This window comes from Enterobacter sp. JBIWA008, assembly GCF_019968765.1.
Lineage (GTDB): Bacteria > Pseudomonadota > Gammaproteobacteria > Enterobacterales > Enterobacteriaceae > Enterobacter.
In genome coordinates this window covers 4,753,582-4,774,288 of record NZ_CP074149.1, presented here as the reverse complement: position 1 = coordinate 4,774,288, position 20,707 = coordinate 4,753,582, and the positions used below count along the sequence as shown (strand labels likewise).

Genomic DNA, 20,707 nt, shown 5'->3' with positions numbered 1-20,707 from the left:
CAAACTTAAATTGAAGAGTTTGATCATGGCTCAGATTGAACGCTGGCGGCAGGCCTAACACATGCAAGTCGAGCGGTAGCACAGGGAGCTTGCTCCTGGGTGACGAGCGGCGGACGGGTGAGTAATGTCTGGGAAACTGCCTGATGGAGGGGGATAACTACTGGAAACGGTAGCTAATACCGCATAACGTCGCAAGACTAAAGAGGGGGACCTTCGGGCCTCTTGCCATCAGATGTGCCCAGATGGGATTAGCTAGTAGGTGGGGTAACGGCTCACCTAGGCGACGATCCCTAGCTGGTCTGAGAGGATGACCAGCCACACTGGAACTGAGACACGGTCCAGACTCCTACGGGAGGCAGCAGTGGGGAATATTGCACAATGGGCGCAAGCCTGATGCAGCCATGCCGCGTGTATGAAGAAGGCCTTCGGGTTGTAAAGTACTTTCAGCGGGGAGGAAGGTGTTGAGGTTAATAACCTCAGCAATTGACGTTACCCGCAGAAGAAGCACCGGCTAACTCCGTGCCAGCAGCCGCGGTAATACGGAGGGTGCAAGCGTTAATCGGAATTACTGGGCGTAAAGCGCACGCAGGCGGTCTGTCAAGTCGGATGTGAAATCCCCGGGCTCAACCTGGGAACTGCATTCGAAACTGGCAGGCTAGAGTCTTGTAGAGGGGGGTAGAATTCCAGGTGTAGCGGTGAAATGCGTAGAGATCTGGAGGAATACCGGTGGCGAAGGCGGCCCCCTGGACAAAGACTGACGCTCAGGTGCGAAAGCGTGGGGAGCAAACAGGATTAGATACCCTGGTAGTCCACGCCGTAAACGATGTCGACTTGGAGGTTGTGCCCTTGAGGCGTGGCTTCCGGAGCTAACGCGTTAAGTCGACCGCCTGGGGAGTACGGCCGCAAGGTTAAAACTCAAATGAATTGACGGGGGCCCGCACAAGCGGTGGAGCATGTGGTTTAATTCGATGCAACGCGAAGAACCTTACCTACTCTTGACATCCAGAGAACTTTCCAGAGATGGATTGGTGCCTTCGGGAACTCTGAGACAGGTGCTGCATGGCTGTCGTCAGCTCGTGTTGTGAAATGTTGGGTTAAGTCCCGCAACGAGCGCAACCCTTATCCTTTGTTGCCAGCGGTTAGGCCGGGAACTCAAAGGAGACTGCCAGTGATAAACTGGAGGAAGGTGGGGATGACGTCAAGTCATCATGGCCCTTACGAGTAGGGCTACACACGTGCTACAATGGCGCATACAAAGAGAAGCGACCTCGCGAGAGCAAGCGGACCTCATAAAGTGCGTCGTAGTCCGGATTGGAGTCTGCAACTCGACTCCATGAAGTCGGAATCGCTAGTAATCGTAGATCAGAATGCTACGGTGAATACGTTCCCGGGCCTTGTACACACCGCCCGTCACACCATGGGAGTGGGTTGCAAAAGAAGTAGGTAGCTTAACCTTCGGGAGGGCGCTTACCACTTTGTGATTCATGACTGGGGTGAAGTCGTAACAAGGTAACCGTAGGGGAACCTGCGGTTGGATCACCTCCTTACCTTAAAGAACCTGCCTTTGTAGTGCTCACACAGATTGTCTGATGAAAAGTAAATAGCAAGGCGTCTTGCGATTGAGACTTCAGTGTCCCCTTCGTCTAGAGGCCCAGGACACCGCCCTTTCACGGCGGTAACAGGGGTTCGAATCCCCTAGGGGACGCCACTTGCTGGTTCGTGAGTGAAAGTCACCTGCCTCATATCTCAAAACTGACTTGCGAGTCATGTTTGAGATATTTGCTCTTTAAAAATCTGGATCAAGCTGAAAATTGAAACGACACACATGTTATGTGTGTTCGAGTCTCTCAAATTTTCGCAAGTCGATGATGAATCGAAAGAAACATCTTCGGGTTGTGAGGTTAAGCGACTAAGCGTACACGGTGGATGCCCTGGCAGTCAGAGGCGATGAAGGACGTGCTAATCTGCGAAAAGCGCCGGCGAGGTGATATGAACCTTTGACCCGGCGATGTCCGAATGGGGAAACCCAGTGCAATTCGTTGCACTATCGTTAACTGAATACATAGGTTAACGAGGCGAACCGGGGGAACTGAAACATCTAAGTACCCCGAGGAAAAGAAATCAACCGAGATTCCCCCAGTAGCGGCGAGCGAACGGGGAGCAGCCCAGAGTCTGAATCAGCTTGTGTGTTAGTGGAAGCGTCTGGAAAGTCGCACGGTACAGGGTGACAGTCCCGTACACGAAAGCACACAGGTTGTGAACTCGAAGAGTAGGGCGGGACACGTGGTATCCTGTCTGAATATGGGGGGACCATCCTCCAAGGCTAAATACTCCTGACTGACCGATAGTGAACCAGTACCGTGAGGGAAAGGCGAAAAGAACCCCGGCGAGGGGAGTGAAAAAGAACCTGAAACCGTGTACGTACAAGCAGTGGGAGCACCTTTGTGGTGTGACTGCGTACCTTTTGTATAATGGGTCAGCGACTTATATTCTGTAGCAAGGTTAACCGTATAGGGGAGCCGAAGGGAAACCGAGTCTTAACTGGGCGTTAAGTTGCAGGGTATAGACCCGAAACCCGGTGATCTAGCCATGGGCAGGTTGAAGGTTGGGTAACACTAACTGGAGGACCGAACCGACTAATGTTGAAAAATTAGCGGATGACTTGTGGCTGGGGGTGAAAGGCCAATCAAACCGGGAGATAGCTGGTTCTCCCCGAAAGCTATTTAGGTAGCGCCTCGTGAACTCATCTTCGGGGGTAGAGCACTGTTTCGGCTAGGGGGCCATCCCGGCTTACCAACCCGATGCAAACTACGAATACCGAAGAATGTTATCACGGGAGACACACGGCGGGTGCTAACGTCCGTCGTGAAGAGGGAAACAACCCAGACCGCCAGCTAAGGTCCCAAAGTCATGGTTAAGTGGGAAACGATGTGGGAAGGCACAGACAGCCAGGATGTTGGCTTAGAAGCAGCCATCATTTAAAGAAAGCGTAATAGCTCACTGGTCGAGTCGGCCTGCGCGGAAGATGTAACGGGGCTAAACCATGCACCGAAGCTGCGGCAGCGACGCTTATGCGTTGTTGGGTAGGGGAGCGTTCTGTAAGCCGTTGAAGGTGTGCTGTGAGGCATGCTGGAGGTATCAGAAGTGCGAATGCTGACATAAGTAACGATAAAGCGGGTGAAAAGCCCGCTCGCCGGAAGACCAAGGGTTCCTGTCCAACGTTAATCGGGGCAGGGTGAGTCGACCCCTAAGGCGAGGCCGAAAGGCGTAGTCGATGGGAAACAGGTTAATATTCCTGTACTTGGTGTTACTGCGAAGGGGGGACGGAGAAGGCTATGTTAGCCGGGCGACGGTTGTCCCGGTTTAAGCATGTAGGCGGAACGATTAGGTAAATCCGGTCGTTTATTAACGCTGAGGTGTGATGACGAGGCACTACGGTGCTGAAGTAACAAATGCCCTGCTTCCAGGAAAAGCCTCTAAGCATCAGGTAACACGAAATCGTACCCCAAACCGACACAGGTGGTCAGGTAGAGAATACCAAGGCGCTTGAGAGAACTCGGGTGAAGGAACTAGGCAAAATGGTGCCGTAACTTCGGGAGAAGGCACGCTGATATGTAGGTGAAGCCCCTGCGGGTGGAGCTGAAATCAGTCGAAGATACCAGCTGGCTGCAACTGTTTATTAAAAACACAGCACTGTGCAAACACGAAAGTGGACGTATACGGTGTGACGCCTGCCCGGTGCCGGAAGGTTAATTGATGGGGTTAGCGGCAACGCGAAGCTCTTGATCGAAGCCCCGGTAAACGGCGGCCGTAACTATAACGGTCCTAAGGTAGCGAAATTCCTTGTCGGGTAAGTTCCGACCTGCACGAATGGCGTAATGATGGCCAGGCTGTCTCCACCCGAGACTCAGTGAAATTGAACTCGCTGTGAAGATGCAGTGTACCCGCGGCAAGACGGAAAGACCCCGTGAACCTTTACTATAGCTTGACACTGAACACTGGTCCTTGATGTGTAGGATAGGTGGGAGGCTTTGAAGCGTGGACGCCAGTCTGCGTGGAGCCATCCTTGAAATACCACCCTTTAATGGCTGGTGTTCTAACGTAGACCCGTGATCCGGGTTGCGGACAGTGTCTGGTGGGTAGTTTGACTGGGGCGGTCTCCTCCCAAAGAGTAACGGAGGAGCACGAAGGTTAGCTAATCCTGGTCGGACATCAGGAGGTTAGTGCAATGGCATAAGCTAGCTTGACTGCGAGAGTGACGGCTCGAGCAGGTGCGAAAGCAGGTCATAGTGATCCGGTGGTTCTGAATGGAAGGGCCATCGCTCAACGGATAAAAGGTACTCCGGGGATAACAGGCTGATACCGCCCAAGAGTTCATATCGACGGCGGTGTTTGGCACCTCGATGTCGGCTCATCACATCCTGGGGCTGAAGTAGGTCCCAAGGGTATGGCTGTTCGCCATTTAAAGTGGTACGCGAGCTGGGTTTAGAACGTCGTGAGACAGTTCGGTCCCTATCTGCCGTGGGCGCTGGAGAATTGAGGGGGGCTGCTCCTAGTACGAGAGGACCGGAGTGGACGCATCACTGGTGTTCGGGTTGTCATGCCAATGGCACTGCCCGGTAGCTAAATGCGGAAAAGATAAGTGCTGAAAGCATCTAAGCACGAAACTTGCCCCGAGATGAGTTCTCCCTGACTCCCTGAGAGTCCTGAAGGAACGTTGAAGACTACGACGTTGATAGGTCGGGTGTGTAAGCGCAGCGATGCGTTGAGCTAACCGATACTAATGAACCGTGAGGCTTAACCTTACAACGCCGAAGGTGTTTTGGCGGTGAGAGAGACACGATTTTCAGCCTGATACAGATTAACAGAATTTGCCTGGCGGCTTTAGCGCGGTGGTCCCACCTGACCCCATGCCGAACTCAGAAGTGAAACGCCGTAGCGCCGATGGTAGTGTGGGGCCTCCCCATGCGAGAGTAGGGAACTGCCAGGCATCAAATAAGTAGAAAGGCCATCCGCAAGGATGGCCTTTTTGCGTTTATACGCCTAAAAAATGGTAGGCGGGTAAGGCGAAGCCGCCTCCCGGCAAGTCGTCAGATCGCAGCCCAGTCCACAATAAACTCCGCAATCCCATCCACATCATTTAAATCCAGTATCGGAACTTCAAGCGGCAATACAACATCACTGGCCACCGCAATCACATGCTCATCCAGCGTTAACTCGCTTAAATCATGCCCGGCATCGTTTCTGAACAGCAGGATCTTAGGCACGGCCTCATGCTTGAATCCCTCAACCAGCACCAGATCCAGAGTGGCATGATCCATCCGGCTGACCATATAAGCGAGATCCAGCGGTGCCTCATCCGGCGTTTCTGTCATCAACGCCCAGCGTCGAGTACTTGCCACCATCGTTTGCGCTGCACCCGCTTTACGCAACGCATAGCTATCTTTGCCCGGTTTATCGACATCCATATTATGGTGGGTATGTTTAATCAATCCTGGACGGATACCCCTGGCACAAAGCGCAGGAATGAGCTTTTTAAGCAGCGTGGTTTTTCCGGTTCCACTCCAGGCGGAAATGGCGACAACAGGTATCATCTTTTCTCCTGCATCATCTGCAAATCTTCACGCGTATTCACGTTCACAAATGCTGATTTCAAATCGCTAAAATCAACGGGATGGCCGCCAGACTCGCGCATAAAAAGCATCACCCTGCGCTCTCCCGCAGCCAGACAGGACTGCAGGGCTGGCGCTAGCGATCGGTGCATCAATGCGATAGCGGGATGGTCACGCTCGCCGTCATGTACCCAAACCACAGGGGCCGTACCGCGAAGCAATAACAAACGCTCGACAAGACAGGACGGAATAAGCGGGGTATCGCAGGGACAGAAGATAAACCACTCTCCGTGAGACTGTTGCATGACCGAAAGCATACCGGCCAGCGGTCCCGGGTAATCCTCAAGGCTATCCTGATAAACGGCGTACCCGCTGAGCTGATAAGTGTCGATATGCCTGTTAGCACTAATAACCATTGTCGACACCTGGCCTGAGAGCGTATCAGCGACATGCTGCCACAAGGGTTTTCCATTAAGAAGCTGAAGCCCCTTATCTTTTCCGCCCATTCGCGTTGCTCTGCCGCCTGCCAGAACGACCCCAATGATTTCCTGGCTAAGATTCACGAATATCGCCTCTTTTATTGTGGGATTGACCCTGCTAACGTGTCACTCTAAATGAAAGGAGCACCACCATGAAATGTAAACGTCTGAATGAAGTTATTGAACTCCTCCAGCCCGCCTGGCAAAAAGAGCCAGAGCTAAATCTGATGCAATTTTTACAGAAACTGGCGAAAGAGTCAGGTTTTGACGGCGATCTGGCAGACCTTTCTGACGACATCCTGATCTATCACCTTAAAATGCGTGACTCTGCCAAAGATGCTGTTATTCCTGGTATTCAGAAAGATTATGAGGAAGATTTTAAGACCGCATTACTGCGCGCCCGAGGCGTAATTAAAGAGTAAAAGCTTGTAAGCGGCGGCACCGAAATCTCCACAAGATGATATCCTGAATCATTCGTATAATTTCCGGATGATCGGATGAACGACCAGGCTTTTACTTTCCAGACATTACACCCGGACACCATTATGGATGCCCTGTTTGAACAGGGTATTCGGGTGGATTCCGGGCTAACACCGTTAAACAGCTACGAAAACCGCGTCTATCAGTTTCAGGATGAGGATCGTCAGCGCTTCGTCGTAAAATTCTATCGTCCTGAACGCTGGTCCGCAGAACAAATTCAGGAAGAGCATCAGTTCGCTCACGATCTGCTGGATGACGATGTTCCCGTTGCCGCGCCGCTAAAATTCAATAACCAAACGCTCCTCACGCACGAAGGGTTTTACTACGCTGTATTCCCGAGCCTGGGTGGCCGCCAGTTTGAAGCGGATAATATCGATCAGATGGAGTGGGTTGCCCGCTATCTTGGGCGCATACACCAGACGGGACGCAAAAAAACCTTTATTGCCCGCCCGACTATCGGGATTCAGGAATACCTTCTTGAGCCGCGCGAAATATTCGAAACGTCTGCAATGATCCCCACAGCGTTAAAGGATGATTTCCTCAACGCCACCGATAAGATTATTGCTGCAGTGAAAGCCTGCTGGCGCGACGATATTACCGTCCTGCGCCTGCATGGCGATTGTCATGCCGGAAATATCCTCTGGCGTGATGGCCCGTTGTTTGTCGATCTTGATGATGCGCGTATGGGGCCAGCAGTTCAGGACCTGTGGATGCTGCTCAATGGCGACAAAGCCGAGCAACGCATGCAGCTTGAAACCATTATTGAAGCTTATGAAGAATTTAGCCCGTTTAATTCAGACGAAATTGCCCTGATTGAGCCTTTACGCGCGATGCGTTTTGTTTATTATCTCGCATGGTTAATTAGGCGTTGGGACGATCCCGCATTTCCCCGGAATTTCCCGTGGCTTACCGGAGAGGATTACTGGCGTAGCCAGATATCTACATTTACTGAGCAGGTCAAGGTTCTTCAGGAACCCCCTCTGCAATTAACGCCGATGTATTAATTGGACACACCCAGGAGAGAGTTAATCATGAAAAAAATTTGGCTGGCGCTGGCAGGAATGATTCTGGCATTTAGCGCTTCTGCTGCGCAGTTTACCGACGGCAAACAGTTCATCACGCTGGACAAACCGGTTGCTGGCGAGCCGCAGGTTCTGGAGTTCTTCTCGTTCTATTGCCCACACTGCTATCAATTCGAGCAGGTGCTGCATGTGTCTGACAACGTGAAGAAAAAGCTGCCAGAAGGCACCAAAATGACCAAGTACCACGTCGAGTTCCTGGGCCCATTGGGTAAAGATCTGACACAGGCGTGGGCGGTTGCTATGGCACTGGGCGTGGAAGATAAGATCACTGCGCCAATGTTTGAAGCCGTACAGAAAACCCAGACCGTTCAGACCACTGCGGATATCCGTAAAGTGTTCGTTGATGCTGGCGTGAAAGGTGAAGAGTATGACGCAGCATGGAACAGCTTTGTGGTGAAATCTCTGGTAGCCCAGCAGGAAAAAGCGGCTGCTGACCTCCAGCTTCAGGGCGTTCCGGCGATGTTTGTTAACGGTAAATACCAGCTGAACATGCAGGGCATGGACACCAGCAGCATGGATATCTTCGTACAGCAGTATGCTGATACCGTGAAATACCTGGTTGAGAAGAAGTAATTTCGTTGATGTAAAAACGCCGGTCACTGACCGGCGTTTTTGTATGAAGATTTAATATTGTCTAACTGTTCGTCTTTCTCTTTCCAGAGCGTATTAAGCCACTGCTGGAAGCGCCGTTTGAAATTCTTATCGTTTACGTAGTCACCGTGCAGCTCAGCGTCTATCGGGACCAGTTCGACGTGCACTACAATACGCGTCAGTTTGCCGCTGAGCATATCGAAAAATGGCGTCTTATCGTTTTCCGGATAACAGAGCGTGACGTTAAGAAGTTTATCGAACTGTGCTCCCAGCACGTTAAGCGCCATCGCAATACCCGCAGCCTTTGGCGGCAGCAGATGCTGGTAAGGGGAGCGAGTTTGTTGATGCTTCTCTTCCGTAAAACGGGAGCCTTCAACAAAGTTCACGATGGTCGTGGGATACGCGCGAAATTTTTCACAGGAACGGCGCGTGGTTTCCACATCTTTGCCGCGACGCTCGGGATGACGAATTAAATAGCTGCGCGAATAGCGTTTCATAAACGGCATATCTAGCGCCCAGCAGGCCAGCCCGATAAAAGGCACCCAGGCGAGCTGCTGTTTCAGAAAGTATTTGTTCATCGGGATGTGTTTGCGAAAAAGTACGCATAACACCACGATGTCTGCCCAGCTGTGGTGATTGCAGATCAGCAGATACCAGTTTTTCTTGTTAAGGCTCTCCAGCCCTTTGATATCCCACTTCAGATGCGGGTTCAGGCACAGCAGGATCGCCAGTCCTTCGCACCAGCAGTACATCATGAAATTACAAAATGCGGACACGGCTCGCCACACCGCGGGGACAGGCAGCAGCAGTTTAATAATCCCGGCAATAATGATCGGCACAGAGCAGGCGACAGTCACCAGGATAGTTAAAATGATGCTTAACAGTAATGTTATTGCAGCGAGCAATCTCGACATGATGAGCTTTTTCAAATGGTTAGCTGTAAGTGAGCGGTCGGCTATGCAACGCCGGGCGCTGATTTTACCAGAAAACGGACAAATTAATGGCGCTTTGACGTGATGATTTGGCCGCTTTTACCCTGTCGCAGAAGATTTCTCTGTGATTCCGGGCTTAATAAGGCTTATATCCACATAGACTAAATTGCCATCAGGTGACCATATAGATAAGATCTAATGCGATAACAGCATGATAATTAAGATCTAAAAATTAACTCATATGTATTTTTTACGTCTGTTATTCATATGAAGTGAAAATATGCACAAACTTATCCACAGTTTGATTTTTGCGAGCGAACCTCACGATCGCAAAATCTTTTCCTGTATCTGGTGCTAATAACTGATGTTTTCATCCTTCTGTGGCATCCTTTACCCATAAATTGATTAAAGGCACGGACATTATGGTTCAGATCCCAGAAAACCCTCTTATTCTCGTCGATGGCTCTTCTTACCTGTATCGGGCATACCATGCGTTTCCTCCTCTGACCAATAGCGCAGGGGAACCTACCGGCGCAATGTACGGCGTGCTGAACATGCTGCGCAGCCTGATCCTTCAGTATCAGCCAACCCACGCGGCTGTGGTCTTTGATGCGAAAGGTAAAACTTTCCGCGATGAGCTGTTTGAGCATTACAAATCTCACCGTCCGCCAATGCCTGACGATCTGCGTGCGCAGATTGAGCCGCTGCACACCATGGTAAAAGCGATGGGGCTGCCGCTGCTGGCCGTCTCTGGCGTTGAAGCCGATGACGTCATCGGCACGCTGGCGCGTGAAGCAGAAAAGATGGGGCGTCCTGTACTGATCAGCACCGGTGATAAAGATATGGCGCAGCTGGTGACGCCAGGTATCACCCTGATTAACACCATGACCAACACCATTCTGGGGCCTGAAGAGGTGGTCACAAAGTACGGCGTGCCGCCTGAGCTGATTATCGACTTCCTCGCTTTGATGGGCGACTCCTCGGATAACATCCCGGGTGTCCCTGGCGTCGGTGAAAAAACCGCGCAGGCGCTGCTTCAGGGGCTGGGTGGTCTGGATACGCTCTACGCGGAGTCAGACAAAATCGCCGGGCTCTCCTTCCGTGGTGCAAAAACCATGGCCGGAAAACTGGAAGAGAATAAAGAGGTGGCTTATCTCTCCTATAAGCTGGCCACAATCAAAACCGATGTTGAACTGGAGCTGGGCTGTGAGCAGCTTGAAGTGCAACAGCCTTCCGCTGACGATCTGCTGAGCCTGTTTAAGAAATACGAATTCAAGCGCTGGACCGCTGACGTGGAAGCCGGTAAATGGCTGCAGGCAAAAGGGGCCAAACCTGCTGCAAAGCCGAAGGAGACGATCGTTGCTGACGCAGAAGAGCTGGCGGAAGAAGAAGCCGTGGCGCTTTCCTTTGACAACTACGAAACCATTCTTGAAGAGTCACAGCTGATCGCCTGGATCGAGAAACTGAAAAAGGCGCCGGTCTTTGCCTTTGATACTGAAACAGACAGCCTCGATAACATCTCAGCCAATATGGTTGGTCTGTCATTTGCAACAGAGCCGGGTATTGCCGCCTATGTTCCTGTGGCGCACGATTACCTGGATGCGCCGGAGCAGATCTCCCGTGACCGCGTGCTTGAGCTGCTGAAGCCGATCCTGGAGGACGAAAAAGCGCTCAAGGTCGGGCAAAACCTCAAGTACGACCGCGGCATTCTGCAAAACTACGGCATTGAACTGCGCGGGATTGCCTTCGACACCATGCTTGAATCCTACATTCTGGATAGCGTTGCGGGACGTCATGATATGGATTCCTTATCTGACCGCTGGCTCAAGCACAAAACGATCACCTTTGAAGAGATTGCCGGTAAAGGGAAAAATCAGCTCACCTTTAACCAGATTGCTCTGGAAGAGGCGGGGCGCTACGCGGCGGAAGACGCTGACGTCACGCTGCAGCTGCACCTGAAGATGTGGCCAAAACTGCAGAAGCACGAAGGTCCGCTGAATGTGTTCCAGAATATTGAGATGCCGCTGGTGCCCGTGCTGTCACGCATTGAACGCAACGGCGTGAAAATCGACCCAACTGTGCTGCATAACCACTCCGGGGAGCTGGCGCAGCGCCTGACCGAGCTCGAGCAAAAAGCGCATGAGCTTGCCGGCGAGCCGTTTAACCTCTCTTCACCGAAACAGCTGCAGACCATTATGTTTGAAAAGCAGGGCATCAAGCCGCTGAAGAAAACCCCAGGCGGCGCGCCGTCAACCTCTGAAGAGGTGCTGGAAGAGCTGGCGCTGGATTACCCGCTGCCAAAAGTGATTCTGCAGTACCGTGGCCTCGCGAAGCTGAAGTCTACCTACACCGACAAGCTTCCGCTGATGATCAACCCAAAAACGGGTCGCGTGCATACATCGTATCATCAGGCCGTAGCGGCTACCGGTCGACTCTCATCGACCGATCCCAACCTGCAGAACATCCCGGTGCGTAATGAGGAAGGCCGCCGTATTCGCCAGGCTTTCATCGCACCAGAGGATTATCTGATTGTCTCTGCTGACTACTCGCAAATTGAGCTGCGCATTATGGCGCATCTGTCCCGCGACAAAGGCCTGCTGACCGCGTTTGCCGAAGGGAAAGATATCCACCGGGCAACCGCGGCGGAAGTCTTCGGCTTGCCGCTGGACAGCGTGACCAACGAGCAGCGCCGCAGTGCTAAGGCGATCAACTTCGGTCTGATTTACGGCATGAGCGCATTTGGTCTTTCGCGCCAGCTCAACATTCCGCGCAAAGAGTCGCAGAAGTATATGGATCTCTACTTCGAGCGCTATCCAGGCGTGCTGGAATATATGGAACGCACCCGCGCGCAGGCGAAGGAAAAAGGTTACGTCGAAACCCTGGATGGCCGCCGTCTCTACTTACCGGACATCAAATCCAGCAACGCGGCGCGTCGCGCTGGCGCAGAGCGTGCGGCGATCAACGCCCCGATGCAGGGCACCGCAGCGGACATTATTAAGCGTGCAATGATCGCCGTTGATGCCTGGCTGGAAAAAGAGAAGCCTCGCGTGAAAATGATCATGCAGGTACACGATGAACTGGTATTTGAAGTGCACAAGGACGACCTCGACGCCGTGTCGAAGAATATCCACGAGCTAATGGAAAGCAGCATGACGCTGGACGTGCCGTTGCTGGTGGAAGTGGGAAGTGGCGAAAACTGGGATCAGGCTCACTAACGGTTCTTCGCATAACGCGCTTTTTATGTAAGTTTGCAACATACCAACGCGCGTTTTGTGACAATCATTAGAATTCCCTATGTAAAGAATGAAAAAAAACTACAAAAAGTGCTTTTTCTGCAGCACAAAAAGGGGTAGAGTTATCGGCGTAGGGTACAGAGGTAAGATGTTCTATCTTTCAGACCTTTTACTTCACGTAATCGGATTTGGCTGAATATTTTAGCCGCCCCAGTCAGTAATGACTGGGGCGTTTTTTATTGCGGCAAAGAAAAATTCAGGCAAAAAAAACGCGGCGATAGCCGCGCTCGGTATTACTCTTCTTCAGCTTCCGTCGCGGGTTCCAGCTCGCTAAACCAGGTATCGAGCTTCTGACGCAGCTTGTCCACGCCCTGCTTTTTCAGCGAGGAGAACGGCTCAACCTGTACATCACCGTTGAACGCCAGCACCGCTTGGCGAACCATATTCACCTGCGCTTTGCGCGCGCCGCTCGCCAGCTTATCGGCTTTCGTCAGCAGCACCAGCACGGCGATATCGCTTGCTACAGCCCAGTCGATCATCTGCTGATCCAGATCTTTCAGGGGATGACGAATATCCATCAGCACCACCAGACCTTTCAGGCACAGGCGTTTTTCCAGGTATTCACCCAGCGCACGCTGCCACTTGATTTTCATCTCTTCCGGTACCTGTGCGTAACCGTATCCCGGTAAGTCGACCAGGCGTTTGCCCTCAGCGACTTCAAACAGGTTGATCAGCTGGGTACGGCCAGGTGTTTTTGAGGTACGCGCCAGGCTCTTCTGATTGGTCAGCGTATTCAGGGCGCTGGATTTCCCCGCATTGGAGCGGCCAGCAAATGCCACTTCAATACCGGTATCAGAAGGAAGGTGGCGAATATCGGGCGCACTGGTGACAAAATGCGTCTGTTGGTAGTTCCAGGTAGTCACGTGGTCGTCTCCAAAATCGTAATCTGAAGGGGATTATACCCGAATGCAGGCAAAAGGCTTTTCTGATTGCTATGACCTGTAGGCGAATACCCCAACCGGTGTGAGAGATCGGCTAATGATGCTATGGGAGATTTCAGAGAATTCGCAGGTGTCAAAAAAGCCAAACTGTTTTAAATCATAAGTTTATTTCCAGGTAATTATCTGAAAATCCCTTTTTGTACCGTCTCGTTGCTTGTTAGTTTAACGGAACAAGGTAAAGTGTGCGTCAGGGCGAGGATGCCAACAGGATATGGATTGAAGGATTAGGGTCAGGAGCGCCAGGAGGCGAAGACGCAGGATTGTCAGGATGATCACGCCTGGAGGCGTTTTAACAGGAAATGGAACCGTATCACGGAAGGTATTAGCCAAGGGATAAACAGGGTTTGTTGTTGGCAAACATGGAATGTCTGACCCGCTAAGGGTTGTGAGTCAGGAAAAAAGGCGACAGATTGCTCTGTCGCCTTTTTTCTTTGCTTGCTTTCTGCTAGATTTCGCCGCAATTCTATACTGAATAAATCGACTTAAAGATAAAACATCATGAAAAAACCAACCTCCGCTGCGGGCGCGAAACGCCCTGCAAAAGCACGCCGCAAAACGCGCGAAGAACTGAACCAGGAAGCGCGCGATCGCAAACGCGACAAAAAACATCGCGGTCATGCTGCGGGTAGCCGTGCCAACGGTGGTGGTGCAGCAGGTGCTTCTGCAAAAGGCAAACAGCAGAAAGACCCTCGTATCGGCAGTAAAACTCCCATTCCACTGGGCGTGACTGACACCCCGGTCACTAAGCAGCACAAACCAAAGAGCGAGAAACCTATGCTTTCACCGCAGGCTGAGCTGGATTTGCTGGAGAACGATGAGCGCCTGGACGCGCTGCTGGAACGTCTTGAAGAGGGTGAAACCCTGACCGCTGAAGAGCAGTCATGGGTGGATGCCAAACTGGATCGTATCGATGAACTGATGCAGAAGCTGGGCCTGTCATACGACGATGACGAAGATGAAGAAGAAGACGAGAAACAGGAAGATATGATGCGTCTTCTGAAGGGTGGAAACTAACATTTGCACCCGGCAGGCACGATAGTCCTGCTTATAACCCTTCCGGTTATATGTTATCTGGTGTGGTTATTCGTTAAACTACGGCGGTTGTCGCGGCGACAGAAGTGGCTGCGCACCCGAGTGATGGCCCGCGATGGGGCCAGAGCGGGCCGCCGTATACGAACGCGACACCAACGGAAGGAGTGAGCATGTCAGCACCAACTATCGACTGGGATTTGGCCCTAATCCAGAAATATAACTATTCCGGGCCGCGTTATACGTCATACCCCACCGCGCTGGAGTTCTCCGATGCCTTCGGCGAGGGGGATTTTCAGCAGGCTGTTGCGCACTATCCTGAGCGTCCGCTGTCGCTCTACGTCCATATTCCGTTTTGCCACAAGCTTTGCTACTTCTGCGGCTGCAATAAAATCGTGACTCGTCAGCAGCACAAAGCCGATCAGTATCTTGACGCGCTCGAACAGGAAATTGTGCATCGCGCACCGCTGTTTAAAGGCCGTCACGTCAGCCAGCTTCACTGGGGTGGCGGCACGCCAACCTATCTGAATAAAGCGCAAATTAGCCGCCTGATGGCTCTGCTGCGCGGTAATTTCAGTTTTAAAGCCGACGCTGAAATCTCGATCGAAGTCGATCCGCGTGAAATAGAACTGGATGTACTGGATCACTTACGCGCCGAAGGCTTCAATCGTCTGAGCATGGGCGTGCAGGACTTCAACAAAGAGGTGCAGCGCCTGGTCAACCGCGAGCAGGACGAAGAGTTTATCTTTGCCTTACTCAACCATGCGCGTGAAATTGGCTTCACCTCGACCAATATTGACCTGATATACGGCCTGCCAAAGCAAACGCCGGAAAGCTTCGCCTTCACCCTGAAGCGCGTGGCCGAACTCAACCCGGACCGCCTGAGCGTCTTTAACTATGCGCACCTGCCGACGCTCTTTGCCGCCCAGCGCAAAATAAAAGATGCCGATCTTCCTTCTGCCCAGCAGAAGCTGGATATTCTGCAGGAAACCATCACCTCGCTGACCGAAACCGGATATCAGTTTATCGGAATGGATCACTTTGCTCGTCCGGATGACGAGCTGGCGATTGCTCAGCGGGAAGGCGTTCTGCACCGCAACTTCCAGGGCTACACGACGCAGGGCGATACCGATTTGCTGGGGATGGGCGTCTCCGCCATCAGTATGATTGGCGACTGTTACGCGCAGAACCAGAAAGAGCTGAAGCGCTACTACCAGCAGGTTGATGAAACGGGCAACGCGCTGTGGCGAGGCATCGCGTTAACGCGCGACGACTGCATTCGGCGCGATGTGATTAAGGCGCTAATCTGCAACTTCCGTCTCGATTTCAGCGACGTTGAGTCGCAGTGGGATCTGCACTTCAGCGATTATTTTGCGGAAGACCTGAAGCTGATTGCGCCGCTGGCGAAAGACGGGCTGGTGGATGTGTCGGAGAGCGCGATTGAGGTCACGCCGAAAGGGCGTCTGTTGATCCGTAATATCTGCATGTGCTTTGACGCGTATCTGCGTCAGAAAGCGCGACTGCAGCAGTTCTCGCGGGTGATTTAAGGCGCATTGCCTAAAGCACAAAACGTAGGCCGGGTAAGGCGAAGCCGCCACCCGGCTTTTACGTTCAACCCCGCTAGCTAAACAGCCCAACCAGCGCCGCACACAACATAGCCGCAACGGCTGTTTGTGGCGTGTGGCTTTCAGCGGCTCCGCTAGAGAGCATATTCACGATTGTTTCCAGCATGATGTTCACCCCCAATTTCCGGGCACGATCATACAAAACTCATCGGAACAGTAAAGCGCAAAATAACGGCAATTTGCGCTCAATTAATAACCTTTACACAGCGGAGTACGATCACTCCATTCCCAGCTCTTTAAGCTTGCGCGTCAGGGTATTACGTCCCCATCCCAGCAGGCGAGCGGCTTCCTGCTTATGACCCTGCGTATGACGAAGCGCGGTAGTTAACAGCGTACGCTCCATCTCCGGCTGAGCTTCAGACAGCAGGTTTTGATGACCGGAACGCAGCGCGCGGTCGGCCCACTGCGCCAGCAGCGTCGCCCAGCTGTCCGGCAGCGCGTGCCCGGTACTGCTTTCAGGCGCGGTTGCTTCAAACAGCTCGGCCGGTAAATCCTGAATCAGCACTTCCTGCCCGGCGGCCATTACGGTTAACCAGCGGCAGGTGTTTTCCAGCTGGCGCACGTTGCCCGGCCACGCCAGACGCGTCAGAGCGGCATCGGTTTCCGGGTGAAGCTGCTTGGCTTCCACACCCAGCTCGCGAGCGGCCACCTGCAGGAAATGGCGCGCCAGGCGAGGGATATCTTCACGGCGTTCACGCAGCGGCGGCAGATGAACGCGGATGACGTTCAGACGGTGGAATAAATCCTCACGGAATTTTCCCTCCTGCACGCGTTGCTCCAGGTTCTGGTGGGTCGCGGCGATAATGCGCACGTCCACCTTCACCGGCGCATAGCCGCCCACGCGATAAAACTGTCCGTCGGCCAGCACGCGCAGCAGGCGGGTCTGGACATCCAGCGGCATATCGCCGATTTCATCCAGGAACAGCGTGCCGCCGTCAGCCTGTTCGAACCGCCCCTGGCGAATGGTATTGGCGCCGGTAAATGCCCCTTTTTCATGGCCGAACAGTTCAGACTCAATCAAATCCTTCGGGATCGCCGCCATATTCAGGGCGATGAACGGCGCTTTCGCGCGCGGGCTGTGGCGGTGCAAGGCATGCGCCACAAGCTCTTTACCGGTTCCCGATTCACCGTTAATCAATACGCTGATGGACGAGCGGGACAAACGACCGATAATGCGAAACACGTCCTGCATCGCCGGCGCTTCACCGATGATGTCTGTCGTTGGCCCAAAATCGGGCGCGTGGCGCGGCTGTTGCTGCTCCTGATAATGGCTGATCGCGCGCTCAACCAGCGCCACCGCTTCGTCGATATCAAAGGGTTTGGGCAGGTAATCGAACGCCCCTTGCTGATAGGCGCTCACTGCGGCATCCAGATCGGAGTGCGCGGTCATTATGATGACCGGAAGCATAGGGTGGCGTTGTTTGATCTGCTTTAACAGCGCCAGCCCGTCCATGCCCGGCATACGAATATCCGACAGCAGAACATCTGGCGTTTTGGTGGTGAGTGCGTCAAGCACTTCGCTGCCGCTCTCAAACGTCGTGCAGCTTAAGCCCACCCCTGTGAGCGCGCGTTCAAGCACCCAACGGATGGAGCTATCGTCATCGACTACCCAGACTATCCCTCGTTGCATAAACGTCACCTTTATTTTTTAATCGGCAGGAAAACCGAAAACTCGGTATGTCCCGGCCAACTGGTAAATTCAATTTTTCCGGAGTGTTGATCGATCAAACTTCGGGCAATGGATAAGCCCAGGCCGGTCCCGCCTTCGCGACCGCTTACCATCGGGTAGAACAGGGTATCCTGCAGATGCGATGGAATGCCGGGCCCGTTATCCTCAACGTCGATTCGGGCCGCCAGCCGGTAGCGCACGCCGTGTAAGGTGAGCTGGAAGGCGGTACGGGTGCGTAAAATAATCTCGCCCCCGTCGGGCCCCAGCGCCTGCAGGGCATTACGCACAATATTCAACAGAACCTGCTCAATCTGGTCCGGGTCATGGGCCAGTTCCGGCAGGCTTGGGTCGTAATCACGTACCAGCGTGACGTTCTCCGGCAGCTCCATTGAGACGAGCTTCACCACCCGCTCAGCCACTTTATGGATGCTTTCAGTGACGTGCATTCCCGGCTGCTGCGGACCGAGAAGACGGTCTACCAGGTTCCGCAGACGGTCCGCCTGCTCAATGATGACGTTGGTATACTCCGCCAGCGCGGGGTCGGGCAGCGCCTTGGTCAGAAGCTGCGCCGCGCCGCGTAACCCACCCAGCGGGTTTTTGATTTCATGCGCCAGACCGCGCACCAGATCCCGGGCGGCAATTTGCTGCGCATGCTGAAGCTGCTCCTGGCTCAGTCGACGCTGATTATCCATCGGCGCCATTTCCAGCAGGATCATCCCATCGGGAAGACGCTGCGCGGTAAGCGACAGAATGTGCGAGCGCCCGTCGATCACCAGCGTCACTTCGTTATCGGTAAACCCCTGGCCAGCCTGCAAACTTTCCTGCATCAGGCCAATATTCAGCGAAAAATAGCTCAGGAGTTCAGGAAGCGGGGTGCCGAACAGTTTACGTGCGCTTTGAGCGAGCAGCTGCTGCGCCGCCGGGTTGGCGTAATGAACGGCCAGCTCGTCATCGACCAGCAAAATGCTGTTAATCAAAGAATTGAGGATCTGCCCAGCATCGGGCAGCGTGCCAGTTGCCATTCAGCAGTCTCCTGGAGTCGTTTGCACTAATTTAGTGCAGTATAGCGTTTTCGGCGTAAAAAGCGCGTGAGATCAGGTTGTTGGTGGAGAAAAAAGCCCATCCGGAGATGGGCTAAAAGTTTCCACGGCAACTACCCCCGGCGCTTATCACGCCGGGTAAAACAACTTTAATTAAACGCTGTAGTACAGCTCGAACTCTACCGGGTGTGGCGTCATACGCACGCGGTCGTTCTCTTCCATACGCAGGGCGATGTAAGCATCGATAGCGTCGTCAGTGAATACGCCACCTGCAGTCAGGAACTCGCGGTCTGCGTCCAGCGCCTGCAGGGCTTCTTCCAGAGAACCAGCAACCTGTGGGATCTCTTTCGCTTCTTCTGGCGGCAGGTCGTACAGGTTTTTGTCCATCGCTTCGCCAGGGTGGATCTTGTTCTTGATACCGTCCAGACCGGCCATCAGCAGCGCTGCGAAGCACAGGTATGGGTTAGCCGCTGGGTCCGGGAAGCGCACTTCGATACGACGCGCTTTAGGAGAAGCCACCACCGGGATACGGATAGAAGCAGAACGGTTACGCGCAGAGTAGGCCAGCATCACTGGCGCTTCGTAGCCCGGGACCAGACGCTTGTAGGAGTTCGTGGTTGGGTTCGCCAGGGCGTTGATCGCTTTAGCGTGTTTGATTACACCGCCGATGTAATACAGCGCCTGCTCGGACAGACCGGCATATTTGTCGCCAGAGAACAGGTTAGTACCGTTCTTGGACAGAGACATGTGGCAGTGCATACCGGAACCGTTATCGCCAAACATTGGTTTTGGCATGAAGGTCGCGGTTTTACCGAAACGGTGCGCAACGTTGTGCACAACATATTTGTAGATCTGAATTTCGTCCGCTTTTTTGGTCATGGTGTTGAAGCGGGTTGCCACTTCGTTCTGACCAGCAGTCGCCACTTCGTGGTGGTGAGCTTCAACAACCAGGCCCATCTCTTCCATCACCAGACACATGGTGGAACGGATGTCCTGCGCAGAGTCGACCGGAGGAACCGGGAAGTAACCGCCTTTCACGCCAGGACGGTGACCTTTGTTACCACCTTCGTATTTGGTGGAGGAGTTCCATGCACCTTCGATGTCGTCGATAGCCACGTGGGAGCCAGAAATAGAGGCACCGAAACGGATGTCATCGAACAGGAAGAATTCTGGCTCTGGCCCGAACAGAACGGTGTCTGCGATGCCGGTAGAACGCAGGTACTCTTCAGCGCGTTTCGCGATAGAACGTGGGTCGCGGTCGTAGCCCTGCAGCGTGCCTGGCTCGAGGATGTCGCAACGGATGATCAGGGTTGGTTCTTCGAAGAACGGATCAATGACCGCAGTGGTCGCATCTGGCATCAGAACCATGTCGGATTCGTTAATGCCTTTCCAGCCACCAATGGAGGAGCCGTCAAACATTTTGCCTTCTTCAAAGAATTCGGCGTTCACCTGATGAGCAGGGATTGTGACGTGCTGTTCTTTACCTTTGGTATCGGTGAAGCGCAGATCAACAAACTTCACTTCATGTTCGTTCAGCATCGTCAAAACGTGTTCAGCGGACATACTTAACTCTCCAGATTGGTCATTGTCGTCGTGGTAACGAGGTCTTCAATTTCTGTTTGTACTGGCTGGTGCCATGTATTTTTTATAAAGCGAAATCTGTGCCAACTTTTAAAACACCCCAAAAAGGCGTTATCATGCGCACCATAGTGCAAAAGGGCTGCACCACGATGGATTTGTTGCACCAGTATAGTGCTTCAATGTGAACATTGAGCACCATATTGGTGCAATTTACGTTAAAGTGCCCTTTTACCGCTCCGTGAAAGCGATCACAAAGCATCTCTGCAATACTTGTTTGCGGGGGATGTTTGTGATCCTGTTTTGTAGTGCGATTAATCCGTGTACAATAACGCGCTATTTCTAAATGCCTGAGG

The 20,707-nt window shown here is 53.0% G+C and carries 14 protein-coding genes, 1 tRNA gene and 3 rRNA genes; 10 read left to right on the top strand and 8 right to left on the bottom strand.

Going from position 1 to position 20,707, the window contains the following annotated elements:
• The first annotated feature begins 7 nt into the window (after window positions 1-7).
• The 4 genes from KGP24_RS23130 to rrf all read left to right on the top strand — a co-directional run bounded on the left by KGP24_RS23130 (window position 8) and on the right by rrf (window position 4,990).
• Window positions 8-1,547: ribosomal RNA gene (locus tag KGP24_RS23130) — 16S ribosomal RNA — on the top strand.
• A gap of 85 nt (window positions 1,548-1,632) precedes the next feature.
• Window positions 1,633-1,708, top strand: a tRNA-Glu gene (locus KGP24_RS23125).
• A gap of 191 nt (window positions 1,709-1,899) precedes the next feature.
• A 23S ribosomal RNA gene (locus KGP24_RS23120) occupies window positions 1,900-4,805 on the top strand.
• A gap of 69 nt (window positions 4,806-4,874) precedes the next feature.
• Window positions 4,875-4,990 (top strand): 5S ribosomal RNA (rrf, locus tag KGP24_RS23115).
• Together the 16S, 23S and 5S rRNA genes with 1 tRNA gene alongside form the textbook arrangement of a ribosomal RNA operon.
• 100 nt (window positions 4,991-5,090) lie before the next feature.
• Here the strand turns inward: rrf and mobB are convergent.
• Together mobB and mobA are read right to left on the bottom strand one after the other, a co-directional pair.
• Complete coding sequence (gene mobB / locus KGP24_RS23110) at window positions 5,091-5,594, bottom strand: molybdopterin-guanine dinucleotide biosynthesis protein MobB (protein ID WP_223561915.1); 504 nt, start codon at window positions 5,592-5,594, stop codon at window positions 5,091-5,093.
• On the bottom strand, window positions 5,591-6,175 hold the full coding sequence (gene mobA, locus KGP24_RS23105) for a molybdenum cofactor guanylyltransferase MobA (protein WP_223561914.1): 585 nt from the start codon (window positions 6,173-6,175) through the stop codon (window positions 5,591-5,593). Before mobA ends, mobB begins: the two co-directional genes overlap by 4 nt.
• Before the next feature lie 68 nt (window positions 6,176-6,243).
• Between mobA and KGP24_RS23100 the strand changes: the two genes are divergently transcribed.
• The 3 genes from KGP24_RS23100 to dsbA all read left to right on the top strand — a co-directional run bounded on the left by KGP24_RS23100 (window position 6,244) and on the right by dsbA (window position 8,226).
• Window positions 6,244-6,513 carry a YihD family protein gene (locus tag KGP24_RS23100; protein ID WP_008501866.1) on the top strand — a complete coding sequence of 90 codons (270 nt, stop codon included), beginning with the start codon at window positions 6,244-6,246 and terminating at the stop codon, window positions 6,511-6,513.
• Between the two features lie 75 nt (window positions 6,514-6,588).
• Window positions 6,589-7,575 (top strand): serine/threonine protein kinase, encoded by a 987-nt coding sequence (locus KGP24_RS23095; RefSeq protein WP_223561913.1) that lies wholly within the window; start codon window positions 6,589-6,591, stop codon window positions 7,573-7,575.
• Window positions 7,576-7,602: 27 nt separating this feature from the next.
• Window positions 7,603-8,226: a thiol:disulfide interchange protein DsbA gene (dsbA, locus tag KGP24_RS23090; RefSeq protein ID WP_033146975.1), complete on the top strand. Its 624-nt coding sequence runs from the start codon at window positions 7,603-7,605 to the stop codon at window positions 8,224-8,226.
• Window positions 8,227-8,249: 23 nt separating this feature from the next.
• On the opposite strand, the gene KGP24_RS23085 is transcribed toward dsbA, so the two are convergent.
• Window positions 8,250-9,158, bottom strand: coding sequence for an acyltransferase (locus KGP24_RS23085; RefSeq protein ID WP_223561912.1), 909 nt, complete (start codon window positions 9,156-9,158; stop codon window positions 8,250-8,252).
• A 440-nt stretch (window positions 9,159-9,598) separates the two neighbouring features.
• Between KGP24_RS23085 and polA the strand changes: the two genes are divergently transcribed.
• Window positions 9,599-12,391, top strand: a complete 2,793-nt coding sequence (gene polA, locus KGP24_RS23080; RefSeq protein ID WP_223561911.1) for a DNA polymerase I — start codon at window positions 9,599-9,601, stop codon at window positions 12,389-12,391.
• 311 nt (window positions 12,392-12,702) lie between these two features.
• Here polA and yihA read toward each other — a convergent pair whose 3' ends face one another.
• A complete protein-coding gene (gene yihA, locus KGP24_RS23075; protein ID WP_223561910.1) occupies window positions 12,703-13,332 on the bottom strand; it encodes a ribosome biogenesis GTP-binding protein YihA/YsxC in 630 nt (209 codons plus the stop codon).
• Between the two features lie 576 nt (window positions 13,333-13,908).
• On the opposite strand from yihA, the gene yihI reads away from it, so the two are divergent.
• Both yihI and hemN read left to right on the top strand, forming a co-directional pair.
• Window positions 13,909-14,424, top strand: coding sequence for a Der GTPase-activating protein YihI (yihI, locus tag KGP24_RS23070; RefSeq protein ID WP_032644299.1), 516 nt, complete (start codon window positions 13,909-13,911; stop codon window positions 14,422-14,424).
• A gap of 188 nt (window positions 14,425-14,612) precedes the next feature.
• A complete protein-coding gene (gene hemN, locus KGP24_RS23065) occupies window positions 14,613-15,986 on the top strand; it encodes an oxygen-independent coproporphyrinogen III oxidase (RefSeq protein ID WP_223561909.1) in 1,374 nt (457 codons plus the stop codon).
• Between the two features lie 73 nt (window positions 15,987-16,059).
• Here the strand turns inward: hemN and KGP24_RS23060 are convergent, their stop codons facing one another.
• The 4 genes from KGP24_RS23060 to glnA all read right to left on the bottom strand — a co-directional run bounded on the left by KGP24_RS23060 (window position 16,060) and on the right by glnA (window position 20,336).
• The gene (locus tag KGP24_RS23060; protein WP_023333898.1) at window positions 16,060-16,170 is read right to left on the bottom strand and encodes a YshB family small membrane protein; all 111 of its coding nucleotides are present in this window, start codon (window positions 16,168-16,170) and stop codon (window positions 16,060-16,062) included.
• A 111-nt stretch (window positions 16,171-16,281) separates the two neighbouring features.
• Window positions 16,282-17,694, bottom strand: coding sequence for a nitrogen regulation protein NR(I) (glnG, locus tag KGP24_RS23055; protein WP_223561908.1), 1,413 nt, complete (start codon window positions 17,692-17,694; stop codon window positions 16,282-16,284).
• 11 nt (window positions 17,695-17,705) lie between these two features.
• Window positions 17,706-18,755 (bottom strand): nitrogen regulation protein NR(II), encoded by a 1,050-nt coding sequence (gene glnL, locus KGP24_RS23050; protein WP_223561907.1) that lies wholly within the window; start codon window positions 18,753-18,755, stop codon window positions 17,706-17,708.
• Window positions 18,756-18,926: 171 nt separating this feature from the next.
• Window positions 18,927-20,336 carry a glutamate--ammonia ligase gene (gene glnA, locus KGP24_RS23045; protein WP_023309763.1) on the bottom strand — a complete coding sequence of 470 codons (1,410 nt, stop codon included), beginning with the start codon at window positions 20,334-20,336 and terminating at the stop codon, window positions 18,927-18,929.
• Window positions 20,337-20,707 lie beyond the last annotated feature (371 nt).

What these genes read in the sequence shown, in the direction of transcription:
- mobB (WP_223561915.1), bottom strand. Translation starts at nt 5,594, where the DNA reads ATGATACCTGTTGTCGCCATTTCCGCCTGGAGTGGAACCGGAAAAACC.
- KGP24_RS23100 (WP_008501866.1), top strand. Translation starts at nt 6,244, where the DNA reads ATGAAATGTAAACGTCTGAATGAAGTTATTGAACTCCTCCAGCCCGCC.
- KGP24_RS23095 (WP_223561913.1), top strand. Translation starts at nt 6,589, where the DNA reads ATGAACGACCAGGCTTTTACTTTCCAGACATTACACCCGGACACCATT.
- dsbA (WP_033146975.1), top strand. Translation starts at nt 7,603, where the DNA reads ATGAAAAAAATTTGGCTGGCGCTGGCAGGAATGATTCTGGCATTTAGC.
- KGP24_RS23085 (WP_223561912.1), bottom strand. Translation starts at nt 9,158, where the DNA reads ATGTCGAGATTGCTCGCTGCAATAACATTACTGTTAAGCATCATTTTA.
- polA (WP_223561911.1), top strand. Translation starts at nt 9,599, where the DNA reads ATGGTTCAGATCCCAGAAAACCCTCTTATTCTCGTCGATGGCTCTTCT.
- yihI (WP_032644299.1), top strand. Translation starts at nt 13,909, where the DNA reads ATGAAAAAACCAACCTCCGCTGCGGGCGCGAAACGCCCTGCAAAAGCA.
- hemN (WP_223561909.1), top strand. Translation starts at nt 14,613, where the DNA reads ATGTCAGCACCAACTATCGACTGGGATTTGGCCCTAATCCAGAAATAT.
- KGP24_RS23060 (WP_023333898.1), bottom strand. Translation starts at nt 16,170, where the DNA reads ATGCTGGAAACAATCGTGAATATGCTCTCTAGCGGAGCCGCTGAAAGC.
- glnG (WP_223561908.1), bottom strand. Translation starts at nt 17,694, where the DNA reads ATGCAACGAGGGATAGTCTGGGTAGTCGATGACGATAGCTCCATCCGT.
- glnL (WP_223561907.1), bottom strand. Translation starts at nt 18,755, where the DNA reads ATGGCAACTGGCACGCTGCCCGATGCTGGGCAGATCCTCAATTCTTTG.
- glnA (WP_023309763.1), bottom strand. Translation starts at nt 20,336, where the DNA reads ATGTCCGCTGAACACGTTTTGACGATGCTGAACGAACATGAAGTGAAG.